The sequence below is a fragment of the Kitasatospora sp. NBC_00039 genome (genome assembly GCF_045160625.1).
Classification (GTDB): Bacteria; Actinomycetota; Actinomycetes; order Streptomycetales; family Streptomycetaceae; genus Kitasatospora.
On sequence record NZ_CP108289.1, the window covers coordinates 2,408,898 to 2,425,025 of the forward strand.

Below are 16,128 nucleotides of genomic sequence, written 5' to 3' on the forward strand. Positions count from 1 at the left end.
GGCAGCTCAGTGGTTCGACACCGGCACCGGCACCGGGACTGGCACCGGCAGTGACGTATGCACGGGGACCGACACCGGAGGCGGCAGTGGCGACGGCGTCGGAGGCGGGACCGGGAACGGTGGCAACGGCACCGGCACGCGGTCGGGCGCGCGGGCCGCCATCTCCCGCGCGAAGGCGAAGGGCAGTGCCGGCATCTCGTAGCGCACGGTGTGCGCCAGCCCCTCCACGTTCGGGACGGTGAGGAGGCTCGCCTCCAACAGGCGCTCCAGCACCCGCACCGCCGTGCCCGGGTCGGCCCCCAGCACGGCGGCGGCCTGCTCGAGCGTGAACACCGGCTCCGCGAGCAGGCCGAGCCGCAGCACGGCCGAGTGCTCGGCCTCGGGCAGGTCCCCGATCGAGTCCGCCAGCCGGGCGCGCACCACCGGATCGCCCCCGCACAACTCGTCCAGCAGCGCCCGGGTGCCCGCCATCCGTGCGCCGTACTCCCGCAGCGGGACATGGCGTAGGAAGGCCAGCCGGTCGGCCACCAGCCGGACCCCGAGCGGCAGCAGCCCGGCGGCCCCCACGATCCGCCCCGCCGACTCGCGGTCCGCGTCGACCCGCTCCCTGCCGATCACCCGGCCCAGGAGCTCCACCGCCTCCTCCGCGGCGAACGACGACAGCCAGACCCGGTCCGCTCCCTCCAGGCCGATCAGCCGCGGCCGGGCCGTCACCACGACCGCGCTCTCCCCGGCCTCCGGCAGCAGCGGCCTGACCTCGCACTCGCGCCGGGCGTCATCGACGACGACCAGTGCCCGGCGTCTGGACAGCCAGAGCTGCCAGGCCCACCGCGGGTCCGGCGGGCCCGGCAGCTCCGGCCCGCCGGGCGAGACCGCGGCCAGCAGCTGGCGCACGACGTCCTCCAGGGGCCGGAGTCTCCCGTCCTCGCCGCGGAGCCGTACGAAGAGGCGGCCGTCCGGGAACTGGTCGCCGAGCCGGTGCGCGACATGGACCGCGAGCGCGGTCTTGCCCGCTCCGAGCGGGCCGGTCACCACGGCCAGCCGGTGGCCGCCACGGCCCAGCGCCTCCGTCAGGCGCCGGGCGGCCGCCGCCCGCCCGGTGAAGGTCGGCGGATCCCCGGGCAGCAGGTTCGGCGGCACCTCCCGGCGTGGCCGGGGAGCCGCCGCCCGCGGCTCGTCGGGCACCGGCTCGCACAGCAGCGACCCGTAGAACCGGGCCAGCGCCGGGCTCGGGGGCAGTCCGAGCTCGTGCGCCAACGACTGCCGCAGGTCGTCGTAGACCGCCAGCGCCTCGGAACGCCGCCCCGCCCGGCAGAGCGCCGTCATCTGCAGCATGCGCAGCCGCTCCCGGAAGGGATGCAGCTGGGCGATCTCGGTGACGCGCTCGACCACCGCCGGGCCGCCACCGGCCGCGATCTCCGCCTCCAGCCAGTCCTCGAAGACCCCGAGGAACCGCCGGTCCAGCCGTTGCGCGGCGGCACCGATCAACGGCACGTCCCGGAACCCGTCCAGCGCCGAACCGCGCCACAGGTCCAGGGCCCCGGTCAGCGCACCGGCCCGAGCCCGCTGCTCGAAGCAGAGCGAGTCCAGCTCGCCGGCCGCCGCGTGGAGCACGTACCCGCCGCTCTGGTGGCTGATCCGGCTGGCCCCCGAACCGGGCTCCGCCCCGACCAGCCGGCGCAGCGCCGACACGTACACCTGGATGTTCTTGCGGGCCGTCCGCGGCGGCGCGTCGTCCCACAGCGCCTCGACCAGGGAGTCGAACGAGACCCGGGTATTCGCATGGCACAGCAGCGCGACCAGGAGAATCTGCTGTTTCCGCGATCCCGGGTCCACCGGACCGCCGTTCTCCAGCACCTGCAAAGGGCCGAGAATTCCGAAACCGACGGCCATCTCACGCCAACTTGATGACGGCGGAATGCCCTTCTACCTCGGCGTCCGAAACCGCATCAAGCCGCTGTTTGACGGAATTGAGGACCGCCACCTCGTCCTCGGTGAGCTGGGAAAGAACGTCCCGCTGTTCCGTCGTCAGCAGGTCGACCGGGTTTCCCGCCTGCCGAAGCGCAGCGAGGGCGTCAAAGGTCATATTCCCCTCCTGTGTCGTGTGCCAGAACATCATCGTCCGCGACCTCGGCAACGTCCATGAGACCTTTGGGCCAAAATTCCCCACCACCCGGAGCCGACGCGGCGATCAACGCGAAAAGTCCCGCCTGCAATCGTGACCGAAGCCCCAGTTTCGCCAGAATGGCAGTGACGAACCGCTTCACCGTGCGTTCGCTGACCTGCATTTCCCGGGCTATCGACCGGTTGTCGTACCCGAGACCCAACAGCTGGAGGACGGCCCGCTCCCGGGGAGTGAGCGTCCGGCTGAGCGGCAGCGCCGCCGCCAACGGCCCCGGCAGCCCGGACCCTCGGTGCGCCCCGCACGAGGGGCAGACCGGAGCGAACGACCCGCCGCCGCCCGTCAACGCACCCGCACCTCAGGACACGGCAGCGACAATCTTCCTCCACCGGACACCAACAGGATCCCCCCTCCGAGCACACGACCACGTTGCCCTCATGCTGACGCCACTCCCCCACCCCGGCAAGAGGGCGGACCAGCCCAACTGGCGCCAACATCACAGCGGCCCAACGGGTTTGGGACCAGGGGCGGCGCTCCTCCCGCCCCGGCAGATCCCCGCGCCGGACCACCCTGCGGACACGACGCTGCACAGGAGGCCGGCGGGTCGCCTTCCCGCGGAGCGGGCGGGGCCGCCAGTGGGCCCTACCCCGAACAGTGGACGCTTCTGAGAAGCGGATCTCGGGGTCCGCGGAGGTGATGTCCTCATGGGTGCTGCGAGGTACTCGGGGGAGTTCAAGCGGGGCGCGGTCGCTCTGCTGCGGCGAGGGCGTCGTCGATACACCACGGCAGGTCGAAGCCTGGCACGGGCGGCGACGGTTGCACGCGGGTGTCGTCAGAAGTGCAGGACGCCGAGGTCGCGGACGGTCTGGGCGAGGGCCCGGACGGGGTCGCTCTCGGCGTCTCTGCGCCACACCAGGCCGTAGGAAATCGTCCCCATGTCGGGGACGGGGATGAAGCGGACGTGGGACATAGACCAGTATCGGGTGACGTGGGAGGGGAAGGGATGGACGATCTCCCCGGTGCTGACGAGGTGGATCAGCTCGTCAGCGTTGGTGACCTGCTCGATGCGTTCGATCGGCTTCCCCCGGGCCGTGTGGAACGACAGGTAGCCGTCTTCCCAGTAGTCGGGCATGTCGGGTGGCATGGCATGGGCGAAGTCGGCCAGGGCCTCGAACGGGACGACGGGCCGTCCGGCGAGTTCGTGGCCGGCGGAGACGGCCACGACGCGGGGGTCGCGGAAGAGAACCGGGCCGGCGGTGAGATCGGGCTCGTCCACCGGCAGCCAGGTGATGAAGACGTCCATGTCGCCCTCGCGCAGCCTGGCGAACGGGTCGACGTAAGGCGCCCGGCGCAGCTGTAGTTCCCACTGGGGATGACGGGAGCGAAAGGTCTCCCAGTAGGGGTACATGTCGGGCACGTTGAACGGCATCATGCCGACGCGCAGGCGTGCGGTCTTGCCGCGGGTCGCCATCCGGGCGCGTTCGAGGCTGTCGCGCAGGTTCGCGTAGACCGGCCGCAGGTCGGCACGTAGCTGCTGGCCGAGCGAGGTCAGGCGGATCTGGCGGCGGTTGGAGCGGTCGAACAACAGGCCGCCGAGTTGCCGCTCCTGGCGTCCGATCACCTGGCTGACGCGCGCCTGCGTGAGGTGCAGCCGGGCGGCGGCCCTGCCGAAGTGCAGTTCCTCGGCCAGCGTCAGAAAGATCTCGATGTCGCGTACTTCCACGTGTTGCCGACCCCCGTCATAAGCCTGAGTTATCGGATCCTACTGATCTTCGATGTTGATGGGCACGGCGGGGAGTTGGAAGATCGGTAGCGGGCCGGAACCGCTGCTCGGTGATCCGTGAGCGGTGCGGTGCCGGTGCCCTGCCGGTGACACCGCACCGCCTGGCGGGCCGCCTGCGGCCGCCGGAGCGTGCCGGGAGACGGGCCGTTGTCCCAGGGCGTCAACACGCCCACACCCCCGGGAAGGAGACCTCATGAAGCCGCTCGTCGCCGACGCCACCGTTCCGCAAGAGGACGTACGCGCCGTCGTCAGGAATCCCTCCGTTCCAGCCCCCGGTCGCTGGCGAGCCATCAATTGAACGCGGCTAAACGATCATTCCACTATCCCGCCTAGTCGGCGCAGGTGCCGCGTTGCAGGGTTGACGTGCGCCGATTCCCCACTCACCCGGGGACGGAGCCAACAGCCGGGAGCGCCCCGGACCCGTCGGTCCGTCGCCGGCGCCACGGCGGGGCCCGGACCGGAGCCCCGCGCTCGCTGGCGCACCTTCCCCCTGCTTCCAGGGCGGCGGCCACACGCCCCCCACCCGTCGAGGAGGTCCTCATGAAGCCGCACGTCGCTGGTGCCCCCCCCCGCAGGAGGTGGACGCCATCGTCACCCTCGTAGCCGAGGTCGAGCACGCCCAGCAGAACGGCCTGCCGGACGCATTCACGGAGCTGTTCCGCCAGGACGCCTTCTGGACGATCTCCTACGGCGACCCGCTGACCGGCCTGGAGGAGATCAGCGCCTTCGCCCACCGCGCTCTGCCCGGCACGACCCGTCAGCCGCTGACCGTCACCTACGAGACCGAGTCCATCGTGTTCATCCGCCCCGACCTCGCCGTGGTCAAGATCCGTCAGCGGCCGATCACCCGGGACGGACGGCGCCTGCACGAGGTCCTCCGTGCTCACGAGCATCCGGCCCGGCGGAGCAGATGCGCCAGACCCGGCGCGGCCGAGCGCCGATGGGCGTCCGCGGTGGCCGCGAACCCCGAAGCCGCCCCCGGCACCCCGCTGTACGTCCTCGCCAAGGACGACGGCCGATGGCGCATCGCCGTCGCCCAGAACACCACGGTCATCGACCACGGCGCCCTCGCCGCAAGCTGAGCCCTACACACCGGAGCCCCACCATGACCATCGTCGATTCCGCGACAGAACCCACCACCTCCGCCGGTGAGCGAACACCCCTCACCAGGTGGCTCGCCGTCGCCGCGATGGCAGTCGGGACGTCCGAGGACCGCACGATCCAGTTCGAGCCGGAGGCCGTCGTCATCACCGGTGAACGGGCAACGGTCCGCTGGCGGTACCACTTCGGCGACGGACCCACCGACTCGGTCCGCGGCGTGAGCCTCACGAATCCCTGTCGGCCGCACTCAAGACGGCCCTGACCCCCGGGCCCCGCACACGAGCGGCCGCCGTGGCCGCCACGATCCGCACCGACGGGGCGACGGCGGCGGCGAAGCTGCTGCTCGACACGGTCGGCTGGGAAAAGTCCGCCCGTGTCCGCGCCTCACCCCGCACTTGAGGAGAGAGTATGAAGGTGAAGGACCGCCGGGTGCCCGGCGAGCGGAACCTGATCGCCGGGATTCTGGTGGACGCGGTGGGCACCGGCATGTACGTGCCGTTCAGCCTGGTCTTCTTCCAGCGGATCACCGGACTGCCCCTGCCGACGATCGGCACCGTCCTGACCGTTGCCGGGCTGCTGGCGATGAGTACCATGCCGGTCGGCGGCTGGGCCGTCGACCGGTTCGGTGCCCGGCGGGTGCGGCTGGCCCTCTACCTGGTCCGCGGCCTCGGCTTCCTGGCCTTCCCGCTCGGCACCACCCTGCCGGTCTTCGCCCTGGTCGCCACCCTCACCGCGGCCGGCGCCCAGGCGTTCCCCGCGACCCAGCAGGCCCTGATCGGCGAGCTCGCCCAGGGGGAGCACCGGGACCGGCTGATGGCACTCGCCCGGAGCGTGAACAACGCCGGCCTCGGCGCCGGCGGCCTGCTCGCCGCCGGATTGGTCCAACTCGGCGGTGACCGCGGCTTCCTGGCGGTCGCCTGGCTGAACGCGGCCACCTTCTTCGCCGCGGCACTGTTCGCGCTGCGGATCAGGACCCCCCACCCGGTCCGCCCCGCGACCGGCCGGCAGCGGGCCGGCTACCGCGCGGTGCTGCGCGATCGCCCGTACGCCGGGCTCACCCTGGCCAACTTCCTGGTCGCCCTGGGCTATTCGGCGCTCAGCGTGCTGCTGCCGGTGTACGCCGTGAGCCAGTTCGACCTGCCCGCCTCGGTGGCCGGTCCGCTGTTCGCGGTCAACACCGCGCTCTGCGCCTTCGCCGGCGTGCCGGTCGGCAGGCTCGGCCGGCGCTTCGCCCGGCGTACCCGGGTGGCCTCGGTCGGCGCCCTGGTCTTCGCCACCGCGTTCCTCGGCTACGCCCTGCTGGGCGGTATGCCCCGCCAGGGCGTGATGGCCGGCCTGGTCGGGCTTCTGGTCCTCTACACGATCGGCGAACTGGTGCACAGCCCGAGCGCGGGCGCACTCTCAGTGAGCGCCGCTCCCGCCGAGGCGCGCGGCCGCTACCTGGCCACCTACCAGCTGTCCTGGGCGCTGTCCCAGACCCTGGCGCCGTCACTGTTCACCGGGCTGTTGGCGGTCGACGGCCGGCTGCCCTGGCTGGTGCTGGCGGCGAGCTCGACAGCGGGGGCCGTCATGCTACTCGCCCTGGAGCGGCGACTGCCGGCCGTGGCGGTGTACACCACGGTGGTCGGGGCCATGCCGCCCGCACGCGGCGAGACCGCCGAGCCGAGGGAGCTCAGCCGGGGCCGTGCCGGCTAGTACTCAGCAGCGTTTTGCTGTCTGGCTGGTCGGACTCGGTCAGCCCGGTCATCAGAAAACAGGAACGGCGCATCGGCGCCGCGCTGTTCGAGCGCACCAGCCGCACCGTGCCCCTGACCAGTGCCGAACGCCAGCTGCGCGACGACCTGCAGCCGGTCTGTGCAGGCCTGCACGAGTCCCTGGAACGCGCCCGGCTGGCCGCCCGCGGGGTCACCGGCCGGCTCCGCGTCGGCGCGATGCCGTTCAACGTCGTCGACATGCCCCCTACTGGAAGGCCTTCCGAACGTGCACGCCCACCCGACCCTGGGCGAGACGGTCGAGGAAGCCGTCCACGGCCTGGCCGGACACATGATCAATCTCTATCACTCTGAGGCGAACCCCTGCGCGCACTGCGCAGCTTCGAAGCAAGTCCCCATGCCATCGAGCGAGACGTGACGTCTCGCTCCTCAAGACAGGAATGTCATGAAGGTTCTGCTCACCGGTGCCACCGGCTACATCGGCTCCGCCGTCACCGACCACCTCACCGCCGCCAGCCACCAGGTCGTCGCGCTCACCCGTAGGGCCGAGCCGCAGCCCGGCCGGGCCTGGCACGCCCAGGTGGTCGGCGACACCGCCGACCCGGCCTCGCTGGCCGGTGCGGTGACCCCCGAGATCGAGGCCGTGATCCACCTGGCTCCCCCGAGCGGCGACGCCGACGTCGACACCGCCGTCATCGAGGCGCTCGCCACTCCGCTGCGCGGCACCGGCCGCCCCTTCGTCTACACCAGCGGCGTCTGGGTGCTCGGCGCCACCGGCGAGGCCCAGGAGGTCGGCGAGGAGGCCCCGACCGACCCGATCGACATCGTCGGCTACCGCCCGCGGATCGAGCAGCGGGTGCTGGCCGAGGCAGCCGAGGGCGTGCGCGCGGTCGTCGTCCGGCCCGGCATCGTGTACGGCCGCGGCGGCGGCATCCCCGCCATCCTGGTCGACCGGGCCCGCCGGCAGGGGGTGCCCGAGTACTACGGCGAGGAGGGCGTGCGCTGGCCGACCGTCCACGTGGACGACCTGGCCGAGCTGTTCGTGGCCGCCGTCGAGCGGGCCGGGACCGGCACCGTCTGGCACGGCGTCGGCGAGTCGGCCGTGCCGGTCCGTGACCTCGCCCGGGCCGCCGGCCGCGCAGCCGCAGTGCTCGCCGCCCCGCACGCGGTGCCGGTGGAGCAGGCCGCCGAGGTCTTCGGCTCGCTCTTCGCGGGCGCGCTCGCCCTCGACCAGAGCGTCAGCGGCGCCGCCGCCCGTACCGCCCTCGGCTGGCGGCCGGGCCGGCCGGGCGCGGTGGACGAACTGGTGTCGGGCTCGTACCGGCCGGTCGAGGTGTTCGGCGCCCCCGACGGCCCGGAGACCGACGCCGAGGTGGCCGCGATCCGCCGCCTGGTCGCCGAGGTCGAACACGCCCAGCAGAACGAGCTGGTCGACCGGTTCCTGGCTGTCTTCCGCCGGGAGGACCCGGTGTGGACCACCGGCCACGGCAAGCGGCTGTCGGGCTTCGAGGAGATCGAGACCTTCACCCGGAAGGTGCTGCCCGGGGCGACGGCCGAGTCCACCGCCGTCTACGACGTCGAGCGCGTGCTGTTCCTGCGGCCCGACGTCGCCGCGGTGAACGTCCGCCAGCAGCCGGTCCGTCACGACGGCACCCGGATCGCCGACCAGCCCGAGGGCCGCCCGTTCTACATCCTGGTCAAGGAGGACGGCACCTGGCGCGTCGGCGCCGCCCAGAACACCGTCGTGGCCGACTGACGGCCCTGCACGGCTTGCGGTGCAGGTTTCATGCTCGAAGCTGCAGGGCGGGAAACATTTCATGACGACCCAGCAGATGTCCGATGCGGAACCCGCCGGACAGCCCGCCGCGTCCTGGACCGGTGTCGCCTACGAGGCGCTGATCGCCTTCACCCGGGCCCGGCAGATCGAGAAGGCCTACACCCAGACAGCGAAGCCTGGGTATGGGGCTCGGGGGTGCGCACCTGCCGCACTACCTGCGGCCCTTCCACCGCTCGCCTCCCGCTCACTCGTCGTCCTGGCCGTCGGACAGGGCGTCCTCCGTCCCGGCGCGGCTGCGGCGACCGGCCGCCCCGCCCTGTCCGGGGTGAAGACTACCTCCCAGACCGACACCGCAAAATCTATGTTCGCTGGAGTAGACATTGCCGCACACCGTGGCTAGTGTTTCTCTCGTAGACGAGGTCAAGCGGTACCCGCCAGACACGAACTGGCGGGCAGCAGGACAGAAGTTCGCAGGTCGGCACGGTTGCAGGGCCCTGAAGCCAGAGATGGTGCAGTAAGGCGACAGGACCGGCGACCGGGCCAGGCGGCCCGCAGGCATCAGGGGCCTCCATCCGCGGTACTGCATTTCGGCAAGTGCACTACCAGCAGGTGAAGTTGAGTTGGGCAGTACCGGCAGTCGCAGTACGCGGTATCCCAGTGAAGGCGCCAGGCTGCCGGCGCGCGTGCTGGGAGGCCGGCAGTGGGGTTCCAAGCCGAGCGGTTGAGCAGGACGGGCGACGGGGCTGGCTGCCGGAACCGGCGGACCGCAAGGACCGCCACAGCAGTACCGGGTAGTTGGCACTACCACGCAGTTCGCAGTACCAGCAGTCCGCAGTACCGAGCAGGTCGCAGTACCCGGAAGTTGGAAGTACCCGCAGTTCGCAGTAATCGGTCAGTCCAGAGGATGAACGGAGGGGACAGAGCGCCATCAGGATCGCCCGGCCCGTGAGGCATCACCCGGGCGGATTCCGAAGACCCCAAGGCAAGGACGGTGGTTTCCGGTCACGCATACGCGATCCCCGCACGCCCCCTCGATCGGGGCCGTGCGGACATGAGGAACCCGGCCACAGGCCGGCAGATGGTGTAAAACCCTTCGGGGCCCCGGGAGCCACAATGGCCCCGGGGCCCCTCAGCGCGTCCCCGGACACAACAACAAGAAGAGGTGCAGTGACCACGGCAACCATCCGACCCCACACCCCCGACGCCGTCAGCTCGTTCGACGATGACGACTACCCCGCCTACACCATGGGCCGCGCCGCCGAGATGACCGGCACCACCCCCGGCTTCCTGCGCTCCCTCGGCGACCAGGGCCTCATCACCCCCCTGCGCTCCGACGGCGGCCACCGCCGCTACTCCCGCTACCAACTACGGATCGCCATGCGCGCCCGCGACCTCGTCGACCAGGGCACCCCCATCGACGCCGCCTGCCGCATCATCATCCTCGAAGACCAACTCGAGGAAGCCCTGCGCATCAACGAGCAGCTCCGCCGCTCCCCACACGGCCAGGAACCCGCCGCCGACACCTGACCCAGCCATCCAGGCCGACGAAACCGGCCCGCGGTGAGCAGCAGGTGCTCACCGCAGGCCGCCCGGGAAGCGGCAAACCACACCAGCCGTCAAGCCTCGAGTGGCCCAGGTGTTGTGCGTGAACTCGGACCCTGTGGCGACCACCCCCGAGGAGGCGAAGCCCAGGTCCGTGTGTGCGCCGTACCCCCCCGACGGATCCCTGCCGGGAGGCGGCCGCCGTTGGTGAGGGCACGGGATCGAACGCGACAGGGGTTGGGCGCCGCAGCTGGACCAGCGGCTGCGAGGCCCGGTGGGCGCCGTGGGCTCACAGACGGGCTTGACCGTCGCCCCCGGCCCCCGAGCCAAATGCCCTCTGCGGCGCATTGGCGCCCGTGGTCGAGTCCTGGAGGCTGAGCAGGCCGATGGCGTGGCCGTCGTGGTCCACGACCGGCCACACGGCCAGGCCGCGAGAACGCATGGCGGCGGCCGCGGTGGCGGCGGGCATGTCGGCGGTGGCGAACGGGGCACGGTCGAGGACGATGTCGCGCACCGGGGTGCGCTCGGTGTACCAGGACCGGGCCTGGAACGGCGCCAGGTGCAGGCGCGTCAGCAGCCCCGCGCAGCGGCCGTCGTCGTCGCGGACCAGGAGGTGGTCGGCGCCGGAGCTCTGCAGGATGTCCATCGCCGTGTCGACCATGACGTCGTCGCTGACCTGCAGCTCCGGGCATTTCATGAGGTCGCCGACCGTGGCGGTGGTCGCAAGGCGTTCGAGGGTGATGGTCATGGGCGGACTCCTTCGCGTATCCACCGCCGGGACCGGCGGTAGTCAGGGCACTGGCGGTGGGACGGCCGGCGGGTGCGCCGGAGCGGGCCGAGACTGCTCCGCGCTTGGTGAGTGGCAGGGGCCCGGGCTGCGCCGGCAGTCCGGGCCCCCCACGTACGTGCTAGGCGGCCAGGGCGACGCGCCTCGGTGCCCGGCGGCGGCCGGAGGAGCTCTGATTGTCGCGACCGGCGGCCGCCCGGGTGTCGCCGGTGGGGCGGCTGCGGCGGCCGCGGCCCGTGGACGCGCTGCGACGCGGACGTTCGACGACGGGGGCCGCGATCACGGTGGGGATGCCGGTGGGTGTGCGGGCACCGGTGATGCGGGCCAGTTCCTCGTCGCCGGCGCTGACCCGGGTGGTGACGGGGGTGATGGCGGCCGTGGTCATCATGCGGGCCATCTCGCGGCGCTGGTTGGGCAGCACCAGCGTGACGACCGTGCCGGACTCCCCCGCGCGGGCGGTGCGCCCGCCGCGGTGCAGGTAGTCCTTGTGGTCGCTCGGCGGGTCCAGGTTGACGACCAGGTTGAGCCCGTCGACGTGGATGCCCCGGGCGGCGACGTTGGTCGCGATCAGCGCGGTGACCTGGCCGTTGCGGAACTGCTCCAGGGTGCGGGTGCGCTGGGGCTGGGACTTGCCGCCGTGCAGGGCCGCGGCCTTCACCCCGTTCGCGAGCAGGTCCTCCACCAGGCGGTCCGCGCCGTGCTTGGTGTCGATGAACATGATCACCCCGCCGTCACGGGAGGCGATGTGGGCGATCGTGGCGTTCTTGTCGAAGTTCTGCACGTGCAGCACGTGGTGCTCCATGGTGCTGACCGCTCCCGCGGACGGGTCCACCGAGTGCGTGACCGGGTCCTTGAGGAAGCGCCGCACCAGGCGGTCGACGTTGCGGTCCAGGGTGGCGGAGAACAGCATCGTCTGGCAGCCCTCGGCGACCTGGTCCAGCAACTCGGTGACCTGCGGCAGGAAGCCCATGTCGGCCATCTGGTCGGCCTCGTCGAGCACCGTGATGCCGACCCCGTCCAGCTGGCAGTCGCCACGCTGGATCAGGTCCTTGAGCCGGCCCGGGGTGGCCACCACGACCTCCGCGCCCCGGTTCAACGCCTGCGCCTGGCGTCCGATCGACATTCCGCCCACCACCGTCGCCATCCGCAGCCGAACCGCGTGGGCGAACGGGGTGAGGGCATCGGTGACCTGCTGCGCGAGCTCACGGGTGGGAACCAGCACCAGGGCCAGCGGCCGGCGCGGCTCGGCCTTCTGCCCGGCGGTCCTGGCCAGCACGGCGAGACCGAACGCGATGGTCTTGCCGGAACCGGTACGGCCACGTCCGAGGACGTCACGGCCGGCCAGCGAGTTCGGCAGCGTCGCGGCCTGGATCGGGAACGGCGCGGTGACGCCCTGGCGGGTCAGCACCGACAGCAGCGCCTTCGGCATGTCCAGCTCGTCGAACGCCTCGACGGCCGGCAGCGCCGGGGTGATGCTCACCGGCATCGCGAACTCGCCCTGAGCGGACGAACCCTGACGGGAGCTCCGGCCACCGGCGCGCCGGTCGCCGTAGAAGGAGCTGCCGCCGGAGCGGGATCCGTAGGAGCTGCCGGAGCGGGAGGAGGCCGAGGAGCGGGAGTTGGCGTTCTGGTACGGGGAGCGACTGGAGCGGTTCATGCGAAACCTTCCTGGGGCGGCACGTCGCGAGGAGGCTCCGCAGCGCGGGGCGCCGGCAGGAGGCCGCAAGGGAACGGGCCGAAAGTATGGAGTGCGGGGCGTGGACGGTGAAACCGTGCGGCACGTCACCTCAGGTCGGCGCTCACCGCGGAGGGCGGGAGCGAAGATCCTCGAACCGTGGGATGTCACGGCAGGGCGCCGATCCGGACGCGGCGCTTGTGCGTCTCGCGTGGGATGGCCGCCGGTGGCGGAGCCAGGGGGCCTGAACGGCCGGGGAATGCGCGTGGCGCAATGCCGAGGGGCCCGCACCGTGCGTGTACGCGGTGCGGGCCCCTCGCTACCAGGCGGGTGCCGTGGCAGAAACTACAGCGGACGAATGTTCTCGGCCTGCGGGCCCTTCTGGCCCTGCGTGACGTCGAACTCGACCTTCTGGCCCTCGAGCAGCTCACGGAAGCCGTTGGCGTTGATGTTCGAGTAGTGGGCGAACACGTCAGGACCGCCACCCTCCTGCTCGATGAAGCCGAAGCCCTTTTCCGCGTTGAACCACTTCACAGTGCCATTAGCCATAAAGAAATCTCCTTCAAAGGGGACTTTCCGAAACGTGCACAGTGCACGCTCCGAGTCACCGCGATGAGCACCCACCCGGGGAAGAGCCGGGAAACAAAAAGGCGCCTGCGATACATCAGCAGGCGCACACAAAGTTCATGGGAACCACTACTGCAACTGAGACGACTCTAGCAGGCCCCAGCCCGCCACGGGCGGATATTTCACCCCCGGTTCCGCGAGGCCCCTTCCCCGGGGCCGCCGACCGCGAGGCGCCAAGACGGTCAACAGGCATGCATGGCAGTCAGGTTGGGCATGCACGTGCGCACCTTCGGCGCCGACCGCCGGCCTCTCCCCGGGAGGGCGAGTCGCGCGGGCGCCGAGCGCCTGCCCCGGCCGCGACAGACCCGCGAAAGCGACGCATCACGCCCACCGCCGCCGTCCGGGCGCACGCTGTACGGCTTACGCGAAGTTCCTGCCGCAACTGCGAAATTGAATGTGCCGAAAAGGCCCGCTCTCGCGATTTTCGGCGCATACTGCAGGGAATGACGAAATCTGCAGCAGTCCGCCGCGTCCTGCCCACCAGCCCCTTCAAGGCCCGGATCGAAGCACCGCGCAAGCACTTCGCCGTCGGCGACCGCGTCACTCACGACCAGTACGGCCTCGGCCGGGCCATCGGCGTGGAAGGCGACAGCGACATCGCGGTCCTCGTCGACTTCGGATCGCGGCGGGAACGCATCACCCAGCCCTACACCGCGATGTTCAAACTCTGACCCAGGACGCACGCCCCCGGCCGAGTGCGCCGCACCGCACATGGCGCGGGCCCTGCCGCGCGCCCCTGGACCATCGCGCCGGTCAGCCGTCCAGGAGCGCGCACCCAGCCAGGTCGAACAGGCCCGCCAATCCGATCCCGGAGTCGCACCGACGGCAACCCGAAGGGCATGTGACGCCTCGTCACCGATGGTCGACCGCGGGGTGGGCAGGCGATAAACTCCGCGCGTGGATGACAAACATCTGTTTGAGTGCGTCTGCGAAGTGCTCTCCCGCCGAGGGTTCGAGCCGGCACCGCCGCGGGCAGCCGGACTCTCCGTCCGACTGCGTCCGAGGACCGGCCTCGTACTCGGATGGCGGCCGGGTGAGGACCTGATCGGACCCACCCTCCACGCCTGCCCGCATCCCGCCGACGCCGCCGGGCGCACCGAGTTCCGCGGCATCCGCACCGCGCTCATGCTGGCCCTGTCGGAAATCCTCGGCGATGCGGGCTTCACCGTCACCGCCCTCGGCGACGACCTGCTCGTCACCGCCGGCCCGTACGATCCGGGCACTGCCCCAACCCTCCTGGCTGTTCCCACCTGCCCCGCACCGCGGCGCAGCTGGCCGGCACGTCAGGTCGCCGCCGTGTAGCACCCGGCCGTGCGGCCGGCGACAGGCCCGTGGTCGCGATGGCCGCTGCCCCAGGCGCGTGGGGCCCGGGCAGCCGTGTCCTATTCTGGGGGTCATGTCGAACCCTGACGGGCTGCTCGTCGACATCGCCGCGATGGTCGAGTCCGAGCACAGCAACCAGATGTCCCTGACCGTGGTGGTCCCCGGCGCGGTGATCACCGGCAGGCTCGCGCCGGTGAGCCTGTGGTTGGAGCGGGTGGCGGAGGTCCTCCAGGCCTCGGAGCACCTGAAGCCGTTCGCCGCTCTCTTCGCCCCGCCCCACGACGGCCCGCCCGCCCGGCCCACCCATCTGCATCTCCACCGGGCGAGGATCCTTCAGGGCGACTTCGGGCTGCCCCACACCGGCGGCATGTACCGCATCGCCATCGAGGACGTCAGCAGTTGGACGGTCGGGGACCTCAGCTACTCCGACACCTGAGAGCCCCGGCAGGCCAAGTGGCCGCCTGGCTTGGCGCCCGACGTGTCGGCATCGAGGAGGTGCCGAGCGTTGAGCGGGGTGTCGTGACCGCCGGTCCGGGTGTCGGGGTGGAGCCGCCGATGGCTCCGGCCGGAGAGGCGAAGGGCACAGCGGGCGGGCGGAAGACATCGGCGCCCCGGGCGGTGCCGCCCATCTCCGAGCGGACCATCCCGAGCACCTGGCCGGCGGCGTCCAGCCCGGCCGCCCCCTCCAGCCGCCACGTCCTGTGCCGCGCTGCGGTGTGGCCGTCCAGGGTGACCAGAGGGTTCAGCGTCAGGGCGTCCGCCCGCGTCTGACCTCTGCGGCGGGCGGCCGTACGGCTGGAGGGGGTTCCAGGCCGGGTTGCCGGTCCGGGTCAGGTGTCCGCGGGGGGTTCCTGGTCGCGTGGGGAGCGGCGGAGTTGTTCGTTGAGGCGCAGGGCTTCTTCGAGTTGGTCTTCGAGGACGACGATGCGGCAGGCGGCTTCGATGGGGGTGCCCTGGTCGACAAGGTCGCGGGCGCGCATGGCGATGCGTAGTTGGTAACGGGAGTAGCGGCGGTGGCCGCCTTCGGAGCGCAGTGGGGTGATGAGGCGGTGTTCGCCGAGGGCTCGTAGGAAGCCGGGGGTGGTGCCGGTCATCTCGGCGGCGCGGCCCATGGTGTAGGCGGGGTAGTCGTCGTCGTCGAGTTTGTCGGGCGTGTCGGGGCTGGGCGTTGTAGTCACTGCATCTTTCTGGTTCTCGAGGAGAACGCGGGTTCTCGGGGAGAACGCGTCGAGGGGCCCCGGGGCCGTGTCGGCTCCGGGGCCCCGAAGGGGAACAACACCATCTACCGGCCTGGGCCGGTCCTTCTACTTCCGCACTGCCCCGGGGGAGGGGGTGTGCGGGGATCGCGTATGCGTGACCGGAAACCACCGTCCTTGCGTTGGGGTCTGCGGTGTCCGCCCGGGCGAGTGTTCACCGGCCGGGCGATCCCGATGGCGCTTGCGCCTTCCGTTCATCCTCTGTACTGAACTGTCACTTTCGTACTGCTGGTACTGCACCTGCTGAACTGCGTACCACTGGTCGGTGGCCGTGACGGCCCACCCGGTCCGGCAGTCAGCCCCGCCGCCGTCCTGCACCTGCCTGGCTTCGGAACTCCACTGCCGGACCGAACTGCGAACTTCTGTCGAACAATCCCGGCCAGTTCGCGTCTGGCCGGTATCGCCGGACTGCTGTCTACGAGA

15 protein-coding genes and 1 pseudogene are annotated in these 16,128 nt (G+C 71.4%); 8 read left to right on the forward strand and 8 right to left on the reverse strand.

Annotation, left to right across the window (positions count from 1 at the left end; all coding sequences use genetic code 11):
* Positions 1-6: 6 nt before the first annotated feature.
* The 4 genes from OG286_RS10725 to OG286_RS10740 all read right to left on the reverse strand — a co-directional run bounded on the left by OG286_RS10725 (position 7) and on the right by OG286_RS10740 (position 3,845).
* The gene (locus OG286_RS10725; RefSeq protein ID WP_396323464.1) at positions 7-1,893 is read right to left on the reverse strand and encodes a BTAD domain-containing putative transcriptional regulator; all 1,887 of its coding nucleotides are present in this window, start codon (positions 1,891-1,893) and stop codon (positions 7-9) included.
* A 1-nt stretch (position 1,894) separates the two neighbouring features.
* The gene (locus OG286_RS10730; RefSeq protein WP_396323465.1) at positions 1,895-2,086 is read right to left on the reverse strand and encodes an aroma-sacti cluster domain-containing protein; all 192 of its coding nucleotides are present in this window, start codon (positions 2,084-2,086) and stop codon (positions 1,895-1,897) included.
* The gene (locus OG286_RS10735) at positions 2,076-2,468 is read right to left on the reverse strand and encodes a helix-turn-helix transcriptional regulator (protein WP_405365127.1); all 393 of its coding nucleotides are present in this window, start codon (positions 2,466-2,468) and stop codon (positions 2,076-2,078) included. Before OG286_RS10735 ends, OG286_RS10730 begins: the two co-directional genes overlap by 11 nt.
* Positions 2,469-2,954: 486 nt before the next feature.
* The gene (locus OG286_RS10740; RefSeq protein WP_405365129.1) at positions 2,955-3,845 is read right to left on the reverse strand and encodes a LysR family transcriptional regulator; all 891 of its coding nucleotides are present in this window, start codon (positions 3,843-3,845) and stop codon (positions 2,955-2,957) included.
* A gap of 638 nt (positions 3,846-4,483) precedes the next feature.
* Between OG286_RS10740 and OG286_RS10745 the strand changes: the two genes are divergently transcribed.
* The 5 genes and pseudogenes from OG286_RS10745 (at position 4,484) to OG286_RS10765 (ending at position 10,022) form a co-directional block, all read left to right on the forward strand.
* Positions 4,484-4,987 carry an SgcJ/EcaC family oxidoreductase gene (locus OG286_RS10745; protein WP_405365131.1) on the forward strand — a complete coding sequence of 168 codons (504 nt, stop codon included), beginning with the start codon at positions 4,484-4,486 and terminating at the stop codon, positions 4,985-4,987.
* A gap of 427 nt (positions 4,988-5,414) precedes the next feature.
* The gene (locus OG286_RS10750) at positions 5,415-6,701 is read left to right on the forward strand and encodes an MFS transporter (protein ID WP_405362056.1); all 1,287 of its coding nucleotides are present in this window, start codon (positions 5,415-5,417) and stop codon (positions 6,699-6,701) included.
* 462 nt (positions 6,702-7,163) lie between these two features.
* Positions 7,164-8,474, forward strand: a complete 1,311-nt coding sequence (locus OG286_RS10755) for an SgcJ/EcaC family oxidoreductase (RefSeq protein ID WP_405362054.1) — start codon at positions 7,164-7,166, stop codon at positions 8,472-8,474.
* 61 nt (positions 8,475-8,535) lie between these two features.
* A pseudogene (locus OG286_RS10760) lies at positions 8,536-8,661 on the forward strand (MarR family transcriptional regulator); the annotation flags it as partial.
* A gap of 1,079 nt (positions 8,662-9,740) precedes the next feature.
* A complete protein-coding gene (locus OG286_RS10765; protein WP_396323583.1) occupies positions 9,741-10,022 on the forward strand; it encodes a MerR family transcriptional regulator in 282 nt (93 codons plus the stop codon).
* A 304-nt stretch (positions 10,023-10,326) separates the two neighbouring features.
* Here OG286_RS10765 and OG286_RS10770 read toward each other — a convergent pair whose 3' ends face one another.
* The 3 genes from OG286_RS10770 to OG286_RS10780 all read right to left on the reverse strand — a co-directional run bounded on the left by OG286_RS10770 (position 10,327) and on the right by OG286_RS10780 (position 13,048).
* Positions 10,327-10,785: a CBS domain-containing protein gene (locus OG286_RS10770; RefSeq protein ID WP_405365133.1), complete on the reverse strand. Its 459-nt coding sequence runs from the start codon at positions 10,783-10,785 to the stop codon at positions 10,327-10,329.
* Between the two features lie 160 nt (positions 10,786-10,945).
* Complete coding sequence (locus tag OG286_RS10775; protein ID WP_405365135.1) at positions 10,946-12,481, reverse strand: DEAD/DEAH box helicase; 1,536 nt, start codon at positions 12,479-12,481, stop codon at positions 10,946-10,948.
* Positions 12,482-12,844: 363 nt separating this feature from the next.
* A complete protein-coding gene (locus OG286_RS10780) occupies positions 12,845-13,048 on the reverse strand; it encodes a cold-shock protein (RefSeq protein ID WP_030918248.1) in 204 nt (67 codons plus the stop codon).
* A 521-nt stretch (positions 13,049-13,569) separates the two neighbouring features.
* Here OG286_RS10780 and OG286_RS10785 point away from each other — a divergent pair.
* The 3 genes from OG286_RS10785 (at position 13,570) to OG286_RS10795 (ending at position 14,885) form a co-directional block, all read left to right on the forward strand.
* Positions 13,570-13,797 (forward strand): hypothetical protein, encoded by a 228-nt coding sequence (locus OG286_RS10785; RefSeq protein ID WP_045940481.1) that lies wholly within the window; start codon positions 13,570-13,572, stop codon positions 13,795-13,797.
* Between the two features lie 226 nt (positions 13,798-14,023).
* Entirely contained in the window at positions 14,024-14,428 is a 405-nt protein-coding gene (locus OG286_RS10790) for a hypothetical protein (RefSeq protein WP_396323470.1), read from the forward strand.
* A gap of 94 nt (positions 14,429-14,522) precedes the next feature.
* Positions 14,523-14,885 carry a hypothetical protein gene (locus OG286_RS10795; protein ID WP_405365137.1) on the forward strand — a complete coding sequence of 121 codons (363 nt, stop codon included), beginning with the start codon at positions 14,523-14,525 and terminating at the stop codon, positions 14,883-14,885.
* A gap of 394 nt (positions 14,886-15,279) precedes the next feature.
* Here the strand turns inward: OG286_RS10795 and OG286_RS10800 are convergent, their stop codons facing one another.
* The gene (locus OG286_RS10800) at positions 15,280-15,561 is read right to left on the reverse strand and encodes a MerR family transcriptional regulator (RefSeq protein ID WP_396323584.1); all 282 of its coding nucleotides are present in this window, start codon (positions 15,559-15,561) and stop codon (positions 15,280-15,282) included.
* Positions 15,562-16,128: the final 567 nt, after the last annotated feature.

What these genes read in the sequence shown, in the direction of transcription:
- OG286_RS10725 (WP_396323464.1), bottom strand. Translation starts at nt 1,893, where the DNA reads ATGGCCGTCGGTTTCGGAATTCTCGGCCCTTTGCAGGTGCTGGAGAAC.
- OG286_RS10730 (WP_396323465.1), bottom strand. Translation starts at nt 2,086, where the DNA reads ATGACCTTTGACGCCCTCGCTGCGCTTCGGCAGGCGGGAAACCCGGTC.
- OG286_RS10750 (WP_405362056.1), top strand. Translation starts at nt 5,415, where the DNA reads ATGAAGGTGAAGGACCGCCGGGTGCCCGGCGAGCGGAACCTGATCGCC.
- OG286_RS10755 (WP_405362054.1), top strand. Translation starts at nt 7,164, where the DNA reads ATGAAGGTTCTGCTCACCGGTGCCACCGGCTACATCGGCTCCGCCGTC.
- OG286_RS10765 (WP_396323583.1), top strand. Translation starts at nt 9,741, where the DNA reads ATGGGCCGCGCCGCCGAGATGACCGGCACCACCCCCGGCTTCCTGCGC.
- OG286_RS10770 (WP_405365133.1), bottom strand. Translation starts at nt 10,785, where the DNA reads ATGACCATCACCCTCGAACGCCTTGCGACCACCGCCACGGTCGGCGAC.
- OG286_RS10775 (WP_405365135.1), bottom strand. Translation starts at nt 12,481, where the DNA reads ATGAACCGCTCCAGTCGCTCCCCGTACCAGAACGCCAACTCCCGCTCC.
- OG286_RS10780 (WP_030918248.1), bottom strand. Translation starts at nt 13,048, where the DNA reads ATGGCTAATGGCACTGTGAAGTGGTTCAACGCGGAAAAGGGCTTCGGC.
- OG286_RS10785 (WP_045940481.1), top strand. Translation starts at nt 13,570, where the DNA reads ATGACGAAATCTGCAGCAGTCCGCCGCGTCCTGCCCACCAGCCCCTTC.
- OG286_RS10795 (WP_405365137.1), top strand. Translation starts at nt 14,523, where the DNA reads ATGTCGAACCCTGACGGGCTGCTCGTCGACATCGCCGCGATGGTCGAG.
- OG286_RS10800 (WP_396323584.1), bottom strand. Translation starts at nt 15,561, where the DNA reads ATGGGCCGCGCCGCCGAGATGACCGGCACCACCCCCGGCTTCCTACGA.